This is a genomic window from Vibrio sp. LB10LO1, assembly GCF_010092875.1.
Taxonomy (GTDB): Bacteria; Pseudomonadota; Gammaproteobacteria; order Enterobacterales; family Vibrionaceae; genus Vibrio; species Vibrio campbellii.
In genome coordinates, this window is sequence record NZ_JAADJW010000013.1 from 1 (window position 1) to 18,194 (window position 18,194).

General features: G+C 43.6%; 17 protein-coding genes and 1 pseudogene. 7 read left to right on the top strand and 11 right to left on the bottom strand.

Annotated features, from left to right (window positions below; translation table 11 throughout):
- Positions 1–36: 36 nt before the first annotated feature.
- A complete protein-coding gene (locus GXP65_RS11355) occupies positions 37–1,803 on the top strand; it encodes a sulfatase-like hydrolase/transferase (protein WP_162092829.1) in 1,767 nt (588 codons plus the stop codon).
- A 123-nt stretch (positions 1,804–1,926) separates the two neighbouring features.
- Here GXP65_RS11355 and GXP65_RS11360 read toward each other — a convergent pair whose 3' ends face one another.
- Positions 1,927–2,187 carry a DUF5062 family protein gene (locus tag GXP65_RS11360; protein WP_005376453.1) on the bottom strand — a complete coding sequence of 87 codons (261 nt, stop codon included), beginning with the start codon at positions 2,185–2,187 and terminating at the stop codon, positions 1,927–1,929.
- Positions 2,188–2,627: 440 nt separating this feature from the next.
- On the opposite strand from GXP65_RS11360, the gene GXP65_RS11365 reads away from it, so the two are divergent.
- On the top strand, positions 2,628–3,575 hold the full coding sequence (locus tag GXP65_RS11365; RefSeq protein ID WP_162092830.1) for a hypothetical protein: 948 nt from the start codon (positions 2,628–2,630) through the stop codon (positions 3,573–3,575).
- Positions 3,576–3,697: 122 nt separating this feature from the next.
- Here GXP65_RS11365 and accD read toward each other — a convergent pair whose 3' ends face one another.
- Positions 3,698–4,567 (bottom strand): acetyl-CoA carboxylase, carboxyltransferase subunit beta, encoded by an 870-nt coding sequence (accD, locus tag GXP65_RS11370; RefSeq protein WP_162092831.1) that lies wholly within the window; start codon positions 4,565–4,567, stop codon positions 3,698–3,700.
- A 109-nt stretch (positions 4,568–4,676) separates the two neighbouring features.
- On the opposite strand from accD, the gene GXP65_RS11375 reads away from it, so the two are divergent.
- Positions 4,677–5,570: a LysR family transcriptional regulator gene (locus GXP65_RS11375; RefSeq protein ID WP_162092832.1), complete on the top strand. Its 894-nt coding sequence runs from the start codon at positions 4,677–4,679 to the stop codon at positions 5,568–5,570.
- A gap of 136 nt (positions 5,571–5,706) precedes the next feature.
- On the opposite strand, the gene GXP65_RS11380 is transcribed toward GXP65_RS11375, so the two are convergent.
- A complete protein-coding gene (locus GXP65_RS11380; protein WP_162092833.1) occupies positions 5,707–6,456 on the bottom strand; it encodes a MipA/OmpV family protein in 750 nt (249 codons plus the stop codon).
- A 396-nt stretch (positions 6,457–6,852) separates the two neighbouring features.
- Entirely contained in the window at positions 6,853–8,079 is a 1,227-nt protein-coding gene (locus GXP65_RS11385) for a DUF819 family protein (protein ID WP_005431261.1), read from the bottom strand.
- 454 nt (positions 8,080–8,533) lie between these two features.
- Here GXP65_RS11385 and GXP65_RS11390 point away from each other — a divergent pair, with 454 nt between their 5' ends.
- Positions 8,534–8,710, top strand: coding sequence for a DUF6435 family protein (locus GXP65_RS11390; RefSeq protein WP_005431313.1), 177 nt, complete (start codon positions 8,534–8,536; stop codon positions 8,708–8,710).
- Positions 8,711–8,869: 159 nt separating this feature from the next.
- Here GXP65_RS11390 and GXP65_RS11395 read toward each other — a convergent pair whose 3' ends face one another.
- Positions 8,870–10,534 (bottom strand): serine protease, encoded by a 1,665-nt coding sequence (locus GXP65_RS11395; protein WP_162092834.1) that lies wholly within the window; start codon positions 10,532–10,534, stop codon positions 8,870–8,872.
- A 343-nt stretch (positions 10,535–10,877) separates the two neighbouring features.
- Here GXP65_RS11395 and GXP65_RS11400 point away from each other — a divergent pair, with 343 nt between their 5' ends.
- Together GXP65_RS11400 and GXP65_RS11405 are read left to right on the top strand one after the other, a co-directional pair.
- Complete coding sequence (locus GXP65_RS11400) at positions 10,878–11,516, top strand: hypothetical protein (RefSeq protein ID WP_162092835.1); 639 nt, start codon at positions 10,878–10,880, stop codon at positions 11,514–11,516.
- A gap of 220 nt (positions 11,517–11,736) precedes the next feature.
- On the top strand, positions 11,737–13,497 hold the full coding sequence (locus tag GXP65_RS11405) for an ABC transporter ATP-binding protein/permease (protein ID WP_162092836.1): 1,761 nt from the start codon (positions 11,737–11,739) through the stop codon (positions 13,495–13,497).
- A 118-nt stretch (positions 13,498–13,615) separates the two neighbouring features.
- Here GXP65_RS11405 and GXP65_RS11410 read toward each other — a convergent pair whose 3' ends face one another.
- The 6 genes and pseudogenes from GXP65_RS11410 to GXP65_RS11435 all read right to left on the bottom strand — a co-directional run.
- A complete protein-coding gene (locus tag GXP65_RS11410) occupies positions 13,616–14,038 on the bottom strand; it encodes a GNAT family N-acetyltransferase (RefSeq protein WP_162092913.1) in 423 nt (140 codons plus the stop codon).
- Positions 14,039–14,243: 205 nt separating this feature from the next.
- Positions 14,244–15,035, bottom strand: a complete 792-nt coding sequence (locus GXP65_RS11415; protein ID WP_162092837.1) for a carbon-nitrogen hydrolase family protein — start codon at positions 15,033–15,035, stop codon at positions 14,244–14,246.
- Positions 15,036–15,165: 130 nt separating this feature from the next.
- Positions 15,166–15,645, bottom strand: coding sequence for an ATP-binding protein (locus GXP65_RS11420; RefSeq protein WP_162092838.1), 480 nt, complete (start codon positions 15,643–15,645; stop codon positions 15,166–15,168).
- Positions 15,646–15,711: 66 nt separating this feature from the next.
- Positions 15,712–16,125: an NUDIX hydrolase gene (locus GXP65_RS11425; protein WP_162092839.1), complete on the bottom strand. Its 414-nt coding sequence runs from the start codon at positions 16,123–16,125 to the stop codon at positions 15,712–15,714.
- Positions 16,126–16,193: 68 nt separating this feature from the next.
- Positions 16,194–16,448: a nicotinamide mononucleotide transporter gene (locus tag GXP65_RS11430; RefSeq protein WP_162092840.1), complete on the bottom strand. Its 255-nt coding sequence runs from the start codon at positions 16,446–16,448 to the stop codon at positions 16,194–16,196.
- 4 nt (positions 16,449–16,452) lie between these two features.
- Positions 16,453–16,560 (bottom strand): annotated as a pseudogene (locus GXP65_RS11435) (LysE family translocator); the annotation flags it as partial.
- A gap of 376 nt (positions 16,561–16,936) precedes the next feature.
- Here GXP65_RS11435 and GXP65_RS11440 point away from each other — a divergent pair.
- Positions 16,937–18,154 (top strand): multidrug effflux MFS transporter, encoded by a 1,218-nt coding sequence (locus GXP65_RS11440; RefSeq protein WP_162092841.1) that lies wholly within the window; start codon positions 16,937–16,939, stop codon positions 18,152–18,154.
- Positions 18,155–18,194 lie beyond the last annotated feature (40 nt).

The window sequence follows — 18,194 nt, forward strand, 5'->3', positions numbered from 1 at the left end:
TCAGTTAGGATTCTTAAGTGATCAGATCGCACACACGTGAAAGAGTTCAAAAAAATCCCCAAGCTACAAGCTTGGGGATTTGTGTATAAGAGACAGCCTATAGATAAGGGGTATCACCTCAGCGAAGATTTAGCTCAACAAGCCGTTGCTTGGCTTGAGGATCACCGTTCTTTTTCTCCTGATAAACCATTCTTTATGTACTGGGCACCCGGTGGAGCCCATGGCCCTCATCATGTGTTTAAAGAGTGGGCCGACAAGTATAAAGGGCAATTCAATGAAGGCTGGGACGTTTATCGAGAGCAAGCCTTCAAGCGACAAAAAGATCTGGGCATCATCCCTGAAGATACGATATTGACTAAACGTGATACAACGATGGCTAGCTGGGAAAGCATTCCAGAAACGCAGCGCGAGTTCCAGATCCGGTTGATGGAGTTATACGCAGGCTTTGTGGAACATACCGATGTTCAGGTAGGTAAGGTAATACAAGGCCTTAGCGATCTCGGGATGAAGGACAATACACTGATTATTTATATTTTTGGTGATAACGGTTCGAGCTCTGAGGGACAACAAGGCTCAATAAGTGAACTTCTTGCCCAGAACAACATCTCCAATACGATAGAACAGCAAATTAATGCTCTAGAACGCTTAGGTGGATTAGAAGCTTTAGGAACTTCTGCGACCGATAATATGTATCATGCAGGATGGGCTTGGGCTGGCAGTACACCATTCAAAGGGACCAAATTATTAGGTGCATATTTTGGCGGTACTCGAAATCCGATGGCAATCGCATGGCCCAAGTCGATAAAGCCAGACAACAATGTGCGTAACCAATTTCATCATGTCATTGATGTTGCTCCCACCATCTACGAACTACTTGGTATCACGGCACCAGAAGTAGTCAATGGCTACAAACAAATCGCGTTGGATGGTGTGAGCTTTGCATATACGTTCGACGATGCTAATGCTGAGAGTGTTAAAAAAGAGCAATTCTTTGATAACAATGGTAGTCGTGCGCTATATCAAGATGGCTGGATTGCGAGTACATTCGGCCCATTTATTCCTTGGAATACCCCTTTGTCAGCGAAAACCATCCCTAAATGGGACTCCGCTGAAGATGAATGGGAGCTCTACAATTTAAATGCCGATTACAGCCAAGCCACGAATCTTGCTGACAAGCATCCTGAAAAACTGAAATCGATGAAAGCCCGCTTCCTCGAAGTGGCAAAAGAGAATCAAGCCTATCCAATTGGTGCTGGTAATTGGTTGCGAATACACCCAGAAGACCGAGTTAAGACGGACTATTCAGAGTGGGAATTTACTCAACGAACAGAAAGAATGCCGGAATTTACTGCTCCTGGCATTGGACGCGAAAGTACTGTTGTTAATATCGACGTTGATTTACCCGATAAAGCGAACGGTGTGATATATGCCGTCGGCGGCGCGAGTGGTGGCGTAACACTTTATATGGAAGAAGGGAGGCTAAAGTATCTTTACAATATGATGATCATCGAACAGTACCAAGCCACATCGAAAGAGCCTATACCTCAAGGCAAGCACAAGATTACTGTTTTGACGAACATCTCTGGACCAGGGCAATCCGGCAATGTTCAGCTACTTGTAGACGGTGAAACGGTCGCCGAGGTAAAACTAGAGCGCACAGTTCCTGCTGCATTCTCTGCAACGGAAAGCTTTGATGTGGGTAAAGACCTTGGTTCTACTGTTTCTATGGACTATCACCACAGCAGACCTTTTTCATTTGACGGGACAATAAACCGCTTTAATGTCCGGCTCGGGCTTGAGTAGTATTCGCGATATAGTCCCAAATTTAGTCAAATGAGACGTAAAAACATCACACACTAAAAGCAAACAAGGCGAACCATTTGGCTCGCCTTATTGTAATTTACCGATGTGACTTCTTGAGTTTTTTTACTTTAGAGGGTCGTTGTCTGGCAACGCACTGTGTATCCATACTGCCAGTCTGTGTTTGATGCTTGCACCGTCTAGCTTGCTTTCCGGTAGTGGTGTGATCTGTTTTGCATCGACCAAGAATAGATAAATCGCTTTTACTCTTAGAGGTTGTGGTGACTGAGGAAGGTCAAAGCCTTGTAGTTTCGCCATCTTCCCACCTATCTCTAGTGCCTTCTTAACCAGTTTGTCTTCATTGTGAAGCTTGGAGCTTTTTGACATTGATAAATCCTCTTCTTCGCTTCAATTAAGAATACATTAAGTGTCACGCATGGCATGTTAGTAAGCTCGCATATTGATAAGTTTATGCGTTATTGCCAAGTAACTGGTTGAAAAACAACCTGAGCTTACTGATATCCGGTATACATTCCGTTGTTGAGCAATGTTGTTTCACTTGCCCTATTTCAAGTCCTCTATTTCTGCTTTCGAAATACTCGGTTTTTAACTTCTCTAAGAGTTTCCATCGGCTTTTTCTTTGAATCAACCTCTAACAAATAAACATAAATGATAATTATTATCATGTAATTGCTTACTTTATAAAATCCACCTGATAAGCTCAGCCCTGTTGCTCAATGTTGGAATTGAGGACTTTTAGTCAGATGAGTGACATCTCCCATCTGATTGAATAATAACTAAAAAACATAAATAACAGGCTATTAACTATGAACATTAAAAGAAGCTTCGCCAGTCTGGCAATTCTCGCGGCATTTAACGCTACGGCTTACGAACACTATTCTGTGTTTGAAGATTACATTGACCAAGGTCTGGTCACGGCAAACCAATCTCGCCTAACACAAATAGCGAAATCTAGCCAAGGGCAACTGACCGTAGCTGGTGCGTACTCATATGATCACTTAGGGCGAGTAACACAGCGTGATTATGCTGACAGTACGTTCGACTATATCTATAACGCTGAGGGGTGGTTGGAATCTGCCCGTGCTTTAATGAAACACGATTCAATCAACAGTTACGTAAGGCACACCAAAGAAAACTTCATTTCTCAATACATTTACAACGAACAAGGTCAGGTGGAGGTTGAGAACAAGCAAGTTTTTCAGGATGAGGCGACTGACCTTAATGGTACGCCTATCGCGACGTTTCGAATTCAATATACATACGGTGCCGATGGCAAACTTCTTCAACGTCGCCAAGTACCACAAACTGGCGATGATATGTCGGTTCGAGAGTTTCATTATTCCTACCATGACGATGGTAAGTTAAGAAAGATCCGCGAGGTCAAGCTATCTACGCCAAGAGAAAAGAGTACTCTTTTACTTCAATACTATCCGAATGGCGAAATCAAAAAGGCAACTCAGAAGCTGTTCGGAAAAGGCACCAAAACCTTTGAAATGGAATATGTAGATGATGGCTCACTGATTTATGGCGTTTACTATGTAGACCCGGTCAAAGAGTGGAAAGTCGACTTAGATTTCTTTGGCCTCGCCTTCCACCCAATCAAATCAATGAAACAAACCGCTGGAGCATCGGTTAGCACGTACCGCTATCAATATCAAAACAGCGATGGTGATTCCCTGCCAGACGGCGCACTGTTGGATGTTGCACTACCCGGCTTTAACCAGACGATTCAGTACACTATGACCAATAAATAACGTTCAACCGTTACCAAGACATTTCTAATAGAAACGTAATGAAAAAGGCCGAACTCTTCGGCCTTTATTGTTTATGGTGTAGAAAAATGACAGGGTAACAATAATATTTAGGCCAATTAAACTTACCCTTCTTCAGATTGAATTCTATTGTTGGTCAGCTTTGCGATTAACCCACCTATCCTCCTTCGCATCTCACTTCTCTCGACAATCATATCTAATGCGCCATGCTCCAGAAGGAACTCACTTTGTTGGAAACCATCCGGCAGTTTTTCTCGCACGGTTTGCTCGATTACGCGACGCCCAGCAAACCCAATTCTTGCCTCTGGTTCACCGATATTGATGTCCCCCAGCATTGCGATGCTTGCCGATACGCCACCAAACGTTTGATCGGTCAACACCGAAATATAGGGCAAGCCCGCACGGGATAAACGATCCAACGCCGCACTGGTTTTGGCCATTTGCATCAATGCCATCAAAGACTCTTGCATCCTTGCACCGCCACAGGCAGAAAAGCAGACCAAGCCGCGATTTTCTTCGATGGCAATATCGACGGCCTCAACAAACTTTGCCCCTACTACCGAGCCCATTGAGCCGGCCATAAAAGAAAACTCAAATGCGCAAGCAACGATGGGCAACCCTAATAGCTCGCCTTTCATCGCAACCAGTGCATCTTTCTCTCCTGTGCTTTTTTGAGCAAGGGCGATCCGCTCTTTATAGCGTTTCTTATCTTTAAAATTGAGCACATCTTTCGGCTCATACTCGCAGGCAATCTCGCTTCGCTTCCCTTTATCCAAGAAGCTGTCCAATCGATGGCGCGCAGCCATCCGCATGTGATGGTTGCATTTAGGGCACACTTCCAAGTTTTCTTTTAGCGCTATTCGATACAACACTTGTTCACAAGACGGGCACTTAGTCCAAACGCCTTCAGGGATCGATGTTTTACGCGTGTTAATGATGTTGTTTTTATCTAATAACTTTTCTAACCAACTCATAAGGAACCCTTTATCCAGAAACGACGTTGGTGAGCATTGTATAAACCTGATTTCGGTAATAAAGTGGGTTTTACTGGCTTTATAATCCAACAAAATGGGATTAACTGAGATGCTTGATAAGATCGACCCGCAATGGCTTAAGAGTTTCCACTGTGTTTACGAGAACAACAGCTTTAAACGAGCCGCGGAGTTCTTGTGTTTACCGACATCTAATATCAGCCGCCACATTGCTTTACTCGAAGAGCAACTTGATGTGCGATTATTTGATAGAACCACAAGACGTATTTGCGCTACTGAAGCCGGAGAGCAACTTTACCTTCGCACGCAGCCATTGTTCGACAAACTCAATAACGCGCTTGAAGAGGTCACTCAGCACTCGCGCGAAATTATGGGACAACTCAATATCCTGATGCCTGATTCACCAGAACTGGCTAAAGCTGTTGTCTCGTTTTGTACTCAACATCCTTCGATTACATTGAATTGCGAGACCAACCTGAGCCCGAAAGAGGACTTGCTGGACGGGTTTGACGTGATCTTAAGTTTTCATCGAGGGAAGTTAGAAGACAGCAATTGGGTTGCCAAAGAAATTAAGCGCTGGCCAAGTGTTGTTGTGGCATCACCTAAACTACTACAAACTTGCCAAAAGCCGTTTCAGGTTACCGATTTAAAACACGTCCCTTGCATCAGCAGCTTTACCGCCTTGAAAGGTACACCGTGGGTTTTCAAAACAACAGATGGCTCCTTGATAACTCAAAGAGTGGCGTCATCATTTAGGGTCAACAGCGGACAGTTCGCTAAAACGGGGGCGCTGGCTGGACTTGGGTTCGCAATACTGCCCACTGGCTTTTGCCATCAAGAAATCGATTCTGGTGAGCTAGAAATGATCGAGCTGGAATACGAGCCAGAAGATTTGGTGCTATATGCCTTTTACGCGTCGCGAAAACATTTAGCGAAGAAGGTACCCGTATTTATCGAGCACCTTAGAAAGCAAGCAAATGAATAGCAAGGGTGAGACAATACCAACCTTGGCATTTAAAGATATCGAATAATAAAAATAAGAGAAATAAAAGTATCCCAAATATATTAAACAGCCGACACATTGTGCCGGCTTATATTTCTATTTGACAGAAAAAGGCTATTTAGAAAAAGGTGTAATTGAGCGACAAATATGCGGTCATGCTATCTGTTTCTGAAAGGATTGGGCTTTTTTTCAAATCATCTTCAAGGCTCACGTAGCGAACGCTACCTGAAATACTGATTTTTTTGGTTAAGAACATATAGCCATTCAAGCCAATGAAGTAATCACCCTCATAGTCCATGGAATATTCATCAAATCGAGTACGACTCGCCTCTTCACGAGATACACCGTAAAGATGATTATTAAGATCTGCGCTGTTTATTTGATAACCGATTGAAGGCGTGATACCAAACGCACCCATTCTTATCGGATAGGCCGCTTTGATCTCTCCGTAATGACCATTATGAACTCCACTGATATCGGTTGCGATCGTGCTTTCTAGAAACGCGGAGGTTCCAGGAAAGTTGAATCTCACGCCTGCTCCACCCATGAAGGATGTCTTACGCTTGTCTAGCTTCTGCATGTCTGCATCACTCGAATCCGAAGGTCGCATAATCCTAGGATCGAAGCCCACTTTCGCAAAGTACTCAATCGGTGCGCCTCGGCCATTAAAGCTGTAACTTGCTGTCGTACCCTCAACGCTCACGTGCTTATCTCGATAAACAATCGAAGGTAAAGGTGTAAACTGCGTATCCATTCCAATATATGGAGAAGGAGAATAAAGCGCACCAATACCAAGAGACAAAGAGCTATCGGCGTGAGAATAAGCGCTAAATAATAATGTCGGTACAAGTAATAAGGTTTTATTCATGTTGAGCTCCAATTTTTAATTGGCCGAGATTCTACGAATAATTAAAACCGACTCAACAAACTTTATATAATTTTATCTAAATTGTTAGTTTGTTTTATAAATGCATTTTAGGTTGAAAAATGTCGTTATTTATCAGAGCCCTCCCTATAAAATTCAGAAATAAATCACAGAAACAGAGCCAACAAAACTTGAATAAATACACCAGAGATGATCTCAATCTCGTGCTGAAGTTCGGTTATGTACCTATGCTTTTAAAAATAAAAAAGTCCGACATGGTCGTTGCCATATCGGACTTTTTTCCAATGCACTTTGGCTCCTAATGTACTTTTGTAACTAATGTACCTTTCGTTCCCAAAATGCCTTTGTTCTCAATGTGCTACGAAAAGCGCTACAGGATTATTGCCCTGCCGCCAACTGCATCAATAGACCGCTAATGTAAGCACCGTATGTGCCAAGCGCATAACCTAGCACGGCCATTAGAATACCCACAGGCGCAAGTGCTGGGTGGAATGCCGCCGCAACAACCGGAGCAGATGCCGCACCGCCAACGTTCGCTTGGCTACCTACAGCCATAAAGAACAACGGCGCACGAATAAGTTTCGCAACAGCAATCATCAGTACAGCATGGATAGTTAGCCATACGATGCCGATAAAGAAGTAACCTGGGTTGTCGAAGATTGCAGTCACGTCCATTTGCATACCAATGGTTGCAACAAGGATGTAGATAAAGGTTGAACCGATTTTAGATGCACCGCCATGCTCAAGGCTGCGTGTTGATTTAAAACAAGAAGCAATCAGTGCGAACGTCGTTACCAATACGATCAACCAGAAGAAGCCAGACGTTAGGCTGTATTTCGCCAGTTCCGGGGCATTGGTTGAAATCCAAGGTGCAATCATATCGCTGAAATAATGGGCCAGACCCGTTAAACCAAACGCAATCGCGGCAATTTTAACCAAGTCTGTTGTTGTCGTTGGACGGTCGTTTTCTTCTTGATACTTAGAAACGGTTTCTTTCAGTTCTTCAATAGATGATGTATCTGCTTTTAGCCATGCGTCGACTTTCTTTTGACGACCAACCATGATTAACAAGATTGCCATCCAAACGTTGGCGCAGATAACGTCCACAGTGATCATCGCCGAGAATAGCTGGTCGTTCACTTCGAATACTTCTTTCATCGCCGCTTGGTTAGCACCGCCGCCAATCCAAGAGCCTGCGACTGTGGTTAGACCGCGCCAAACATCACCAGACACAAGATCCGGAGAGACTTGGTCGATAATAAGAATCGCCAATGGACCACCGATGATGATACCCGCAGTGCCGGTTAAGAACATGATGACGGCTTTCGGGCCAAGGCCAATGATTTTGCGAAGGTCAGCAGAAATGATCAGAAGTACCAGTGCACTTGGCAACAAGTAACGACTTGCCACGAAGTACAGCTTGGAGTTTGACGCATCAATAATACCGAAACTGTTTAGTAGTGACGGAACAAAGTAGCAAAGCAAAAGACCAGGAATGATCGAATAGAATTTTTTTAGTGCGCTGTTTTGGCTGCTTTCCGTAATGAAGATACCGCCAAGTATCACCGCTAACATGCCCATGATTACTGCATCATTAGAAATCATTATAGTTCTTCCTTTAATTTGAGCGTGAATGTCTACTTTTTGAGAGGGTGAACCATACAGATAACGCATTAATGTTACAATATGTAACAGCAGAAACACTTTGAAATATCCTTGCAACATCACAACAATTGCTCGCAAACCCTTTATTTATAAAGCGATTGCGTTATTTTTATTTAACTCAAAAAAATTTCCTCATCATCGCCTTACTATGTTTCGTAGTTTATAGCCAAGCATTAATATTTATCAGTGGAACATTCACTGAATAAATACTGATAAGTTTTTGTATGGCAAAATTCCGACTCATTTCCGGCCAAAGCTAGCTTAAATAGAGCCGAAAAGCCGCTCACCGAGTTCGCCCTAACTATCAGCAATGTACTAACTCAAAAGCTAAGGGCATGAACTAAAATCAACGCCAATGCGTAATAAAGAAAGGTCTTAACTAGAGGATTTATGGATGTTTTCTTTTTTCAAAAACAATTCGGTTAAAAAGCTCAAAAAGCGTCACTCTATGCTGTGTGAGCAAGCCATGCAGGCTCAAAGGCGCGGTGATATTAAAACGTACTCGTTGTTAACCGCAGAGGCAGAAGAAATCTTCGAGCAAATCAAAACACTGAATACACCACAGAACTAACGCCTTGCTAAACAGTGGAAATAATAAAGCCCAGCGAGCACGCCGGGCTTTGTAGGTTTAACGCTTTAGACCTTTTATAGTTTGTATAGCGTTTATAGTTTGTATCGCTTTCAAACGTTTTGGCTATAAAGCTTCACGTTGTCGCGGTTGCTTAAAGGTTTATCTATCGCTCTTGTGATTTAACGAACGTTTTCGTGCAATCAATCCACCTAAAAGAACGAGCAACCAATGCCATCCGATTGTGCCGCCCGACGACTCTGAATCTTCCGCTTCTTGAGCTGGGGTAAAATTGAGTTCATTTGTAATCAGCTCATCGGTGTACGTCATATTTTCTATGGTTACCTTACCGTTGTCAGCAGCGCCCAGACCACCTTTATTGTACATAATCATAAAGCTGTTATCTGCATCTCTGATCATCGGTAAATCTACTCTTCCCGAAATCTCCCCCGGAACCTGAACCACTTGGAAACCGTTAATATAGATTTCTAAGATGTCGTGGTCCTCTTCTGCAAACACTGAAAGATCCATCGAGACGGTACCAGTGGGAATGCCTTCAACAATCAAAGCCGTTGACCCGTCGTGCTCTATAACTGGCGATGAAATTGAAGCTTCTATGGTTGTCCACTTTTGAGTGCTGTACACACCACTATTCGGGAAATCGACGAGGTCACTCACCCCCTGATGCGCAGCGTTCGCCCCCAAAACATAAGCTCTTGGCGTAAACGTCGTTAACAACGAGTTGGTATGAACTTGCACGCCAAATTCATGCATACCGACTGAATCTAGGTCGTAACTGACACTTACCTCGCAGCTTTCTCCAACTGAGAGTGTCTGACAGTTGTTATTGGTAATGCTCGCACTCATATTATTAATGGTTGGCGAGTTATGAACAAATGATGGCGAAACCTTTGAGATTTCAATTTCTTGATCTGAATTATTTGTAAGTTCAAAAGTGTGTGAGATTAAACCAAGAGAACGGACGCCAAGTACCTCCTTTGCACGATAATTTAGACCCACTGTTTGCTGTTCGATCCAATCCTCAAAATGGCTCACGTTTGTGTAAACCCCATAGGCGTTGGGCTGCGCGCACCCTTCCCCCCAACTCACAATACCTAGTTGTTCATATTTTCCGTTATTAGGGAGTAGTAAAGGTCCGCCGCTATCGCCACTGCAAGCATCTCGCCCACCTTCTTTATAGCCTGCGCAGAAAGCATCATCGCCGATCTCAGCATAACCATCATGAGGGACTTGAGTACATTGGTCCTGGTCAACAAGAGGTACATTGACTTTATGTAACTCACTGGTCTGGGAGATTTCTTCTTCTGACGGGTTCTGATCTCCCCAGCCCATTACCGTGAGTACCTGACCTACTGCCAGATTTCCGCGAGCGTAACCATCAACAAGCGTCACTTTAGACTCAGACGGAGCCTGAGCAAGTTCAATAATCGCGATATCATTGCTGACAGGCTCTTTGCTGTAACTCTCATGGGCATATATATGTTCGACAGCGTAGCGATGTTTCGCTGTATCTGGGGAGGACAGATCCGATACGCCAATCACCACTTCGACGTCTTCATGACTTTTCGCTTCAATACAATGTGCAGCGGTGAGTACATATCGGTCACCAATAAAACTCGCGCCGCAGAAGTGGCCTTTATAAGCGTCCATATTTTTCGAAACCAGAGCCACCATAAATGGCCAATTACCTTGTGTTACCTCTTCACCGTTTATGATTTTAGTTTTAATGTCCGCCAATACAGACGGAGAAGACAGACTTACTGCGCAGATACCAAGCGGTAACCATTTTGTCTGATTTGTGTTCATGATCTAGCCTTTTATACACATCCAAAAAGTCGTGCAGGCTATTTTATAAAATCCACATATGAAACACGATTAACATCAAAGTGTGACAACGCTCTACTTAATTACAGGTAATTGTCTTCCACGTGGTAGAAACTAAACATTTGCGTTTAGTCCCCCATACATAGTTACTTATCGAATCAATGAATAGTCATGATATTGCATTTCAGTTTCGAGCAATATCATGTTCCGCCAACGAGCGAGGTAGAAAAATCGATGGATTGTATATGTTCATATATGCTTATTCTTGTGAACTGCAATCAATAAGACTTCACACATTCTATAAATAACAACAAAGGACTGTGTTATGCCACAAACGTTAGATCAGGCTGTTCAGGTTTTAGACCGAGATTTAGAGGAATTTCTACTTCGCTTCCCACTGTCCATTACGAGCGCGGGCCAATCAAAAGGTGCCATGAGGTTTTACTTGTATAGTCTTGGGGATACCGCTTTCGGAATAAACCAAGGGGTTAAGATGAAGGAGATGCGTTTCCGCCTTGGCCCAAAATCGTTAGCTAAAAACGCGAAAGCACTTCAATGTATTCATATCCCTGTCTCTCCTTTTGAACAACTTAAACCCGACTCCATTTCTAAAGTCACCCACTATGATGCAGCGGACTACTTGGTCACTACTCAATTGACCGGCTGTACCTTTGCTATCCGTAAGGCAAAAGGAGGCGGGCTTGAGTTTTTGCATGTACAACCAAAGGGGGACTTTAACGGCATGGAAGTACAACGTGCTGTCCAAAAAGAATTTCAAGTCTCTTTTGGCAGAGGAACTGGTAAGGACAACACCACTTACGGTCAAAATACTCGAGTTACGGTTATGGGCGCACGAATAAATGGGCTATGGACCGTCTATGCTCAATATCAAGATTCGAGTGGCAACGTGACAAAAGTAGACTGCATTTACAAAGAACCAAGCTCTGTGGCTTACGTTGATTAACGTCCGTTAGGCTCAAGTTCGTATCAGTCGAAAGCGTAGATAACGTGAGTTGGCCTATCTGGCTAGCTCACTCTGATTACCCACTTTTTTGATAAATTTACAATCACACGACCCTGGTTCTTTTCCGCAAGAGATCGTCTGCCCATTGCCATAGACCTCTGGTCTCCCTCTTAAAAGTCGCTTACTATGCCTGTTACCTATAACGCTTTGTGAGCCACTCATGAGCAGAAAAAATAATAAAAATCTCAGCATTCTTCTAAAACTCAACACCTTCATTTCGCCTCATAAATGGCGAGTTGCCGCTGCTTTGGTTGCCCTGTTCGCAACAGCAAGTCTTACGTTATCCGTGGGTTACGGCGTACGTATGCTGATAGACCAAGGCTTCGCCCAACAATCACAACAAGAACTCACTAACGCGATACAGTTCATCATCGGCGTGACACTGTGTATTGCTGCGGGCACGTTCTTCCGTTTCTATCTGGTTTCCTCGGTAGGCGAACGCGTGAGTGCGGATATTCGTCTTGCGGTGTTTAACCATGTAATGACACTGCACCCTAGTTACTTTGAGACTAATAGCAGCGGCGATATTATGTCTCGGCTCACCACAGACACAACGCTGTTGCAAAGCATTATCGGGTCGTCATTTTCGATGGCCATGCGCAGCGCAATCATGTGTGTTGGTGCCATCATCATGCTGTTTGCGACTAACTTTAAGCTCACTTTGATTGTGCTGGCCTCCGTGCCGTTTGTTTTGGTTCCTATTTTGGTTTTCGGGAGACGAGTACGCGCCCTATCTCGGAAAAGCCAAGACACGATGGCAGATGTAGGCAGCTACGCTGGTGAAGCGATTGAGCATATCAAAACCGTGCAGAGCTTTAGCTCAGAGCAACATGAGCGCGCGGCATTTGCAGTAGAAGTAGAGAAAGCTTATGAGGTTGGCAGACAGCGAGTCAAACAACGCGCGATTCTGATTTCCGGCGTTATCGTGATCGTATTCAGTGCTATTGCCGGGATGCTTTGGGTCGGCGGCAGTGACGTTATTCACGGTAAGATGTCGGGCGGCGATCTAGCAGCATTTGTGTTCTATGCCATTATGGTTGCCTCCTCTACAGCGACGATTTCAGAAGTCATGGGCGAGCTGCAAAGGGCTGCAGGTGCTACAGAGAGGTTGATTGAGATTCTGCAAGTGGAAAGTGACATCACGGCACCAACTAACCACATATCGATCACTGATTCTATGCCTGCGGAAGTAACGTTTGATTCAGTGAACTTCAACTACCCTTCCCGCCCAGACCAGCCCGCAGTGAAAGGATTAAACCTAACGGCTGAACGAGGTAAAGTGTTGGCTCTGGTTGGCCCATCAGGTGCCGGTAAAACGACTCTGTTCGAATTACTGCAGCGCTTTTATGACCCGCAACAAGGGCGAGTCTTATTCGGTGGTGAAGACATTCGTCAGTTCGATCCTAACGATCTTCGTAGTCAAATGGCGTTGGTGCCGCAACAACCGGCTTTGTTTAGTCACGATGTTTTCCATAACATCCGCTACGGTAATCCGGATGCTACTGAAGAGCAGGTCATTGAAGCAGCGAAGAAAGCACACGCTCATGAGTTTATCGAAAAGCTACCGGATGGTTACCACAGCTTTTTGGGCGAGCGTGGTGTGAGATTGTCTGGCGGACAAAAACAGCGCATCGCCATTGCTCGTGCCATTTTGAAAGACCCTAAAATCCTATTGCTTGATGAAGCCACCAGCGCACTAGACAGTGAAAGTGAACATCATGTTCAGCAGGCACTTGAGGCTCTGATGAAAGACCGAACGACACTAATCATTGCCCACCGACTGTCGACTATCCAACATGCGGATAAGATAGCCGTGTTAGATGGTGGAGAGTTGATTGATATCGGTAACCACCAATCGTTGATGCAAAGCTGTGAGTTGTACCAGCGCTTAGTGGCGTTACAGTTTAAGCACTTAGAGTAACCATAATACAAAGCCCGCTATCCTTAGCGGGCTTTGTGTTTCTCTGTCGATAACTATATACCTAGTCGCACTTTGCAAGCTTAGATAAAAGCTGCGCGAAGAACCGACCGATGGCGTCTCAACGCAACGATTTTTCCATCGATAAGTGCACAATTCCAGCCGATAGAAACTCATCACCAAAAGGCGTAAAGCCCAGCTTGGCATAGAAATCAATCGCATGCTTTTGCGCACCAAGATAAACACGCGGGTAACCCTTATTTTCTGCTTCCTGAACCAGAGACAACACAATTTTTGCACCTAAGCCCTGACCTCGGAAATCGCTAAGGATGGCGATACGTCCAATGTGGCCGTCAGTTAAAATTCGTCCGGTGCCTACGGGTTTACCATTACACAGAATCAATGAATGCATTGCCACATTATCGAGTCCATCGAATTCAATTTCCGGGGAGATAGCCTGCTCGTTGATAAAAACACGTTCACGAATGGAACGAATATGTTGTTCATTTTCACCTTCAAAAGTGACGTTTACTACTTCAATCATCATTTACCTTTTTATTGTAATAACGCGGGGAATGCTGAGATAAAAGCAGCTTGTAGCTCCCCGCTTGCCGCCACTATACATAGCCTTTAGGTATTTTATAAGTGCCTAAAAACACAATTTTTGTTGAATGCGTTTGAGCCAGTGTCGCAATGAATGAAACACCCAAGGCTTTGGAGAAATTCAACGTATTTACGTCGCTATTTTCTTAAGAATACTTCCATGTTTTATCCGTTTCACTAACTAGAGGTTGTATGACATTTTTAACTTCGATATCACGCCCTGTAAGCGTGCACAAAACAATTCCAGGCTCTCTTATATCGGCACGATCAATGCGTTCGCCTTGTGGATTCCAGATCGTACTCTTACCACACGTCTCCCAACCACCTGTTTTTGAAATGTGATTACTTAAAAGCACTGGTATTCTTTGTTCCACCGCGATTTCGGATAAAATAGTTGAATCTGGTGCGTAGCCGCCTTCAGAAATAAGAGCACTTGCGATATAGATATCAGCCCCCGACTCTCCAACCCGTTTGGCATGATCCTTATGAACAAAATCCGCACAGATGGCTAATGCTGCTTTGTGTCCATTAATATTAAAAAAGTAATCAGAGGAACCAGACGTGCAATACGTTTGTTCACCTTCATGCAGATATTGCTTGGCGTAAAAGGATACACGGCCATCAGGGAAACAAATCACGGCTCCGATTGCTGGCTTTTTTGTATTGGCGTACTTGAGAGGGCAACCCACAATGACAATGATCTTGTTTTCTACAGCGGCTCTGGATAATTGTTGAAAGTTTTCAGGTTCCGGCGCAAGAGCAAGCTCCTCTGCGAGATCGAGTTCATAACCCGTAAGTGATAGCTCAGGAAATACGACGACATCAGCACCATTACACGACGACAACGCGATCATATTGAGATGACTGGTAAGATTGTACTCAACCTCTCCTCTTTCAACAGGAATTTGAGCCAGACTGATTGTTACTGCGGTTTTCACATTCTTTCCTTAATAGTTTAAGCAGCTGTAAAGTATGGTTCGAGAAAAAAACGGCGGATAGAAGAGACGTATACACTCTCTATCCCAGCAGCAACAAACGTTGCAACCATGATCTCTTTACTCAAAATGCTTACCCTATTTGTTTAACCCAAACCACATTTTCGCTGTCCGTTGGAATCTCGAACCAAGACCAAAATAGGTCCAGCATTTCTGGTGTCATATGATAAGACTTACTGTTTAGGTACGCGTTACGCAGAGAGGCTCTTTGCTTACATGTATCAAAAGGTACGTCGAGATAATGAACTTCACTCTCAATACCAACGTCTGATGCCCATTTGATAAAGCTTTCGCGATCTGATCTACGCCAGAAGCCGAAATCAAAAATAACAGGGACTCCGAGAGAAAACAGTTGTTGCGCTGATTCTTTGAAGAGGCATTGCAGTGTCGCCAATCGTTTATCGAAGACTTCACGCTCCATGTGTTCGCCATACAAAGGAATCATCCATTCATCGATAGAGAAACGAAAAGCACCATGCTTTTCTGCAAGGGCTTTAGAATACGTTGTTTTACCAGAACCAATAAAGCCACATACGAAATAGATTTGGGCCATACATTCCCCTTAATGAACCGAAAAACACCATTCGATACCGATTTAACGCAAAACTAAACAGTTGCTTTATACAAAGTTTTCTAGCGTATTATCTTCTTTAAGTAAGTTAATCAACGGTAGAAACAGTGGCTCTGGTAAATCATCTAGCCGACACCATTTCCACTGCTTACATTTATCCGGCTCAGTGACTTGAGGTTCGCCACTGGCACTCGATGCAACGACAAACAAGGTGACGTAGTGCTTACCTTCTTTCTCAAAGATATCATTCGTAAAAGTGAACTTTTCTATTGAATCAACGATTAGGCCGGTTTCTTCAAGCACTTCTCGCTTCGCACAATCTTCTATACTCTCACCGAGTTCAAGGTGCCCGCCGGGTGTAGCCCAAGTATTCGCACCATGAGCTCCAACTCTCTCACCGAGTAATATTGCCCCATCACGAAGGATGATGGTCGCCACTCCAACTCTTACTTGTTTATTCATGTATCGTCCATTTCAACCCGCTACGTCCACTTTATTAGCTTGTCGAGCGTAGCATTTTAATTCGTTTATTATTGCGCTACCGTTTTAGTGTTAGGCTCTGGCTTGGACCATTTTATGATCGCTCTCAAATTCATCGAGAAGAAAATAACGTTAGCGATGACCATAGCGACACTGCCCGTCAAGTAGCCAACAGCCACCCAACTAGTATTGCCGCACATCATCAATATGAATCCAATTTTGTTTTTATTACCGATCTGCCAAATCGCGAGAAAAGTGAGCACCATTGCTACCCAATCGATGCCATAGTATTGAAAGTATTGCATTTTATATTTTCCCTTTCATGGTATTAGAAACGATATAGATCACATCGGGCCCAGGAATCATATTGATACCAAGGCAAGCGACGGCAAACAGTAAAATTGAGCTCAGATCCATTTTTCTCCATGAGGCTTCATACAACATGTGTTATTTATCGGGGCTATAGTGCCGATCAACTTTAATAAATTCAAGCTATGTATACAAAATATAAACCATTAATATCAGACACTTAAATAACAATAAGCACATTAAGAGATATCTTTTTTGTTCGAGAAAAATAGCTGAAAAACATTGAAGTCACGCTTGCAGCATTGAAATATTATGTTACATTCATACTCAACTTGATCACAACCAAGTGCTGGGAAAAGCCGACCTTGCGTAACACTCCTCTCCATTACGCAACATCCCACCAACAAAACCTAACTCATACTCAATGCCCCTTTTTTTCGGAGCATGTATTTCTTGTTATTAGAATAATCACAGCGGATTAACTATGTTTTTCATATCTCATGAGGGAAAATGGTTTCGATTTTTAATGGTGTTTATCTTCCTTGGTGCCGCAATGGAGACGGATATCTATTTACCAACATTTCCCGATATACTCAGCGATTTCAACACCAATGCTGTTATGGTTCAGCGCATTTTGAGCTACAACTTTATTGGTATCTGTCTCGGCTCTTTATTATACGGTCCTCTATCCGATCATTTTGGCCGCAGAAAGGTGTTAATATTTGGTTTTAGCATTTTTCTTACCGCAAGCATTGGCTGTATCTTTTCGACAAGTATTGAACAGCTGCTGGCATTTCGACTATTGCAAGGCTTTGGAAGCTCAGCATGTGTGATAGTGGGTACGGCAATGATCTTCGATTTATTCGAGGAAGAATCAGCAGCAAAACTCATTTCAGACTTAAACACATTGGTGGTTAGTCTCATGGCTTTTGCTCCACTCATTGGTGGATGGATCAGCTTACATATGGGCTATAAAGCAAACTTCGTTTTTATCGCAGTTCTCGTGCTTATTTCCGCACTCAAATGTTTCCTGTTCTTGCCAGAATCTCTCGCTGTGAACAAAAGAAAGAAACTAGCACCAAAGCGTATTCTCAGTGATTATAAGACGGTCTTATCGTCCACTGAGTTTTGGTACAACACATTAGTCACCAGTTTGATCCTTGGTGCCTACATGATTTACGTGTCAAACATGTCCTTGCTGTATATCGATAAGTTGGGGGTTAGCCCAAAGCAGTTCCCGTTTTACCAAATGGCGACACTCGGCACATTTGTCTTGGTAAGTTTGAACAACTCACGCTTGATAGATAAGTTTGGTGTTGAAAAGCTTAAAGCAACTGGCCTTGGACTGATATTCGCTAATACCCTAATATTTTTCATATCACCGTCGAATTTGCTGGATTCACCAGTATTCTTAACGGCAACCATGTGTTTGTTTTCGATTGGTGCAGGCTTATCGATAGGTTTATTTTTTGCAAAATCAATGCAGGTATTTCCAGAACTCACGGGCATTGCGGCATCTCTAGTGACAGCGATAAGACTGTTTATAGTATCTGCCGCTATCGATATTGGCAGTAATGCTTACAAGGGAACATCGCAGTCAGTTGTCCAAATCATGACGCTTGTCGTTCTCGTTTTGGCTATCCTTTGGCTGGCGAATTATGTGCACATGAAAAAAATGTCAGGTTTATCAGACGCCAGCTAATCACTCGTAAAATAAGGAGAGCATGTCAACGCTCTCCTTT

What these genes read in the sequence shown, in the direction of transcription:
- GXP65_RS11360 (WP_005376453.1), bottom strand. Translation starts at nt 2,187, where the DNA reads ATGTCAAAAAGCTCCAAGCTTCACAATGAAGACAAACTGGTTAAGAAG.
- GXP65_RS11400 (WP_162092835.1), top strand. Translation starts at nt 10,878, where the DNA reads ATGCCACAAACGTTAGATCAGGCTGTTCAGGTTTTAGACCGAGATTTA.
- GXP65_RS11410 (WP_162092913.1), bottom strand. Translation starts at nt 14,038, where the DNA reads ATGATTGAAGTAGTAAACGTCACTTTTGAAGGTGAAAATGAACAACAT.
- GXP65_RS11390 (WP_005431313.1), top strand. Translation starts at nt 8,534, where the DNA reads ATGTTTTCTTTTTTCAAAAACAATTCGGTTAAAAAGCTCAAAAAGCGT.
- GXP65_RS11405 (WP_162092836.1), top strand. Translation starts at nt 11,737, where the DNA reads ATGAGCAGAAAAAATAATAAAAATCTCAGCATTCTTCTAAAACTCAAC.
- GXP65_RS11375 (WP_162092832.1), top strand. Translation starts at nt 4,677, where the DNA reads ATGCTTGATAAGATCGACCCGCAATGGCTTAAGAGTTTCCACTGTGTT.
- GXP65_RS11440 (WP_162092841.1), top strand. Translation starts at nt 16,937, where the DNA reads ATGTTTTTCATATCTCATGAGGGAAAATGGTTTCGATTTTTAATGGTG.
- GXP65_RS11365 (WP_162092830.1), top strand. Translation starts at nt 2,628, where the DNA reads ATGAACATTAAAAGAAGCTTCGCCAGTCTGGCAATTCTCGCGGCATTT.
- GXP65_RS11380 (WP_162092833.1), bottom strand. Translation starts at nt 6,456, where the DNA reads ATGAATAAAACCTTATTACTTGTACCGACATTATTATTTAGCGCTTAT.
- GXP65_RS11385 (WP_005431261.1), bottom strand. Translation starts at nt 8,079, where the DNA reads ATGATTTCTAATGATGCAGTAATCATGGGCATGTTAGCGGTGATACTT.
- GXP65_RS11430 (WP_162092840.1), bottom strand. Translation starts at nt 16,448, where the DNA reads ATGCAATACTTTCAATACTATGGCATCGATTGGGTAGCAATGGTGCTC.
- GXP65_RS11395 (WP_162092834.1), bottom strand. Translation starts at nt 10,534, where the DNA reads ATGAACACAAATCAGACAAAATGGTTACCGCTTGGTATCTGCGCAGTA.
- GXP65_RS11420 (WP_162092838.1), bottom strand. Translation starts at nt 15,645, where the DNA reads ATGGCCCAAATCTATTTCGTATGTGGCTTTATTGGTTCTGGTAAAACA.
- accD (WP_162092831.1), bottom strand. Translation starts at nt 4,567, where the DNA reads ATGAGTTGGTTAGAAAAGTTATTAGATAAAAACAACATCATTAACACG.
- GXP65_RS11425 (WP_162092839.1), bottom strand. Translation starts at nt 16,125, where the DNA reads ATGAATAAACAAGTAAGAGTTGGAGTGGCGACCATCATCCTTCGTGAT.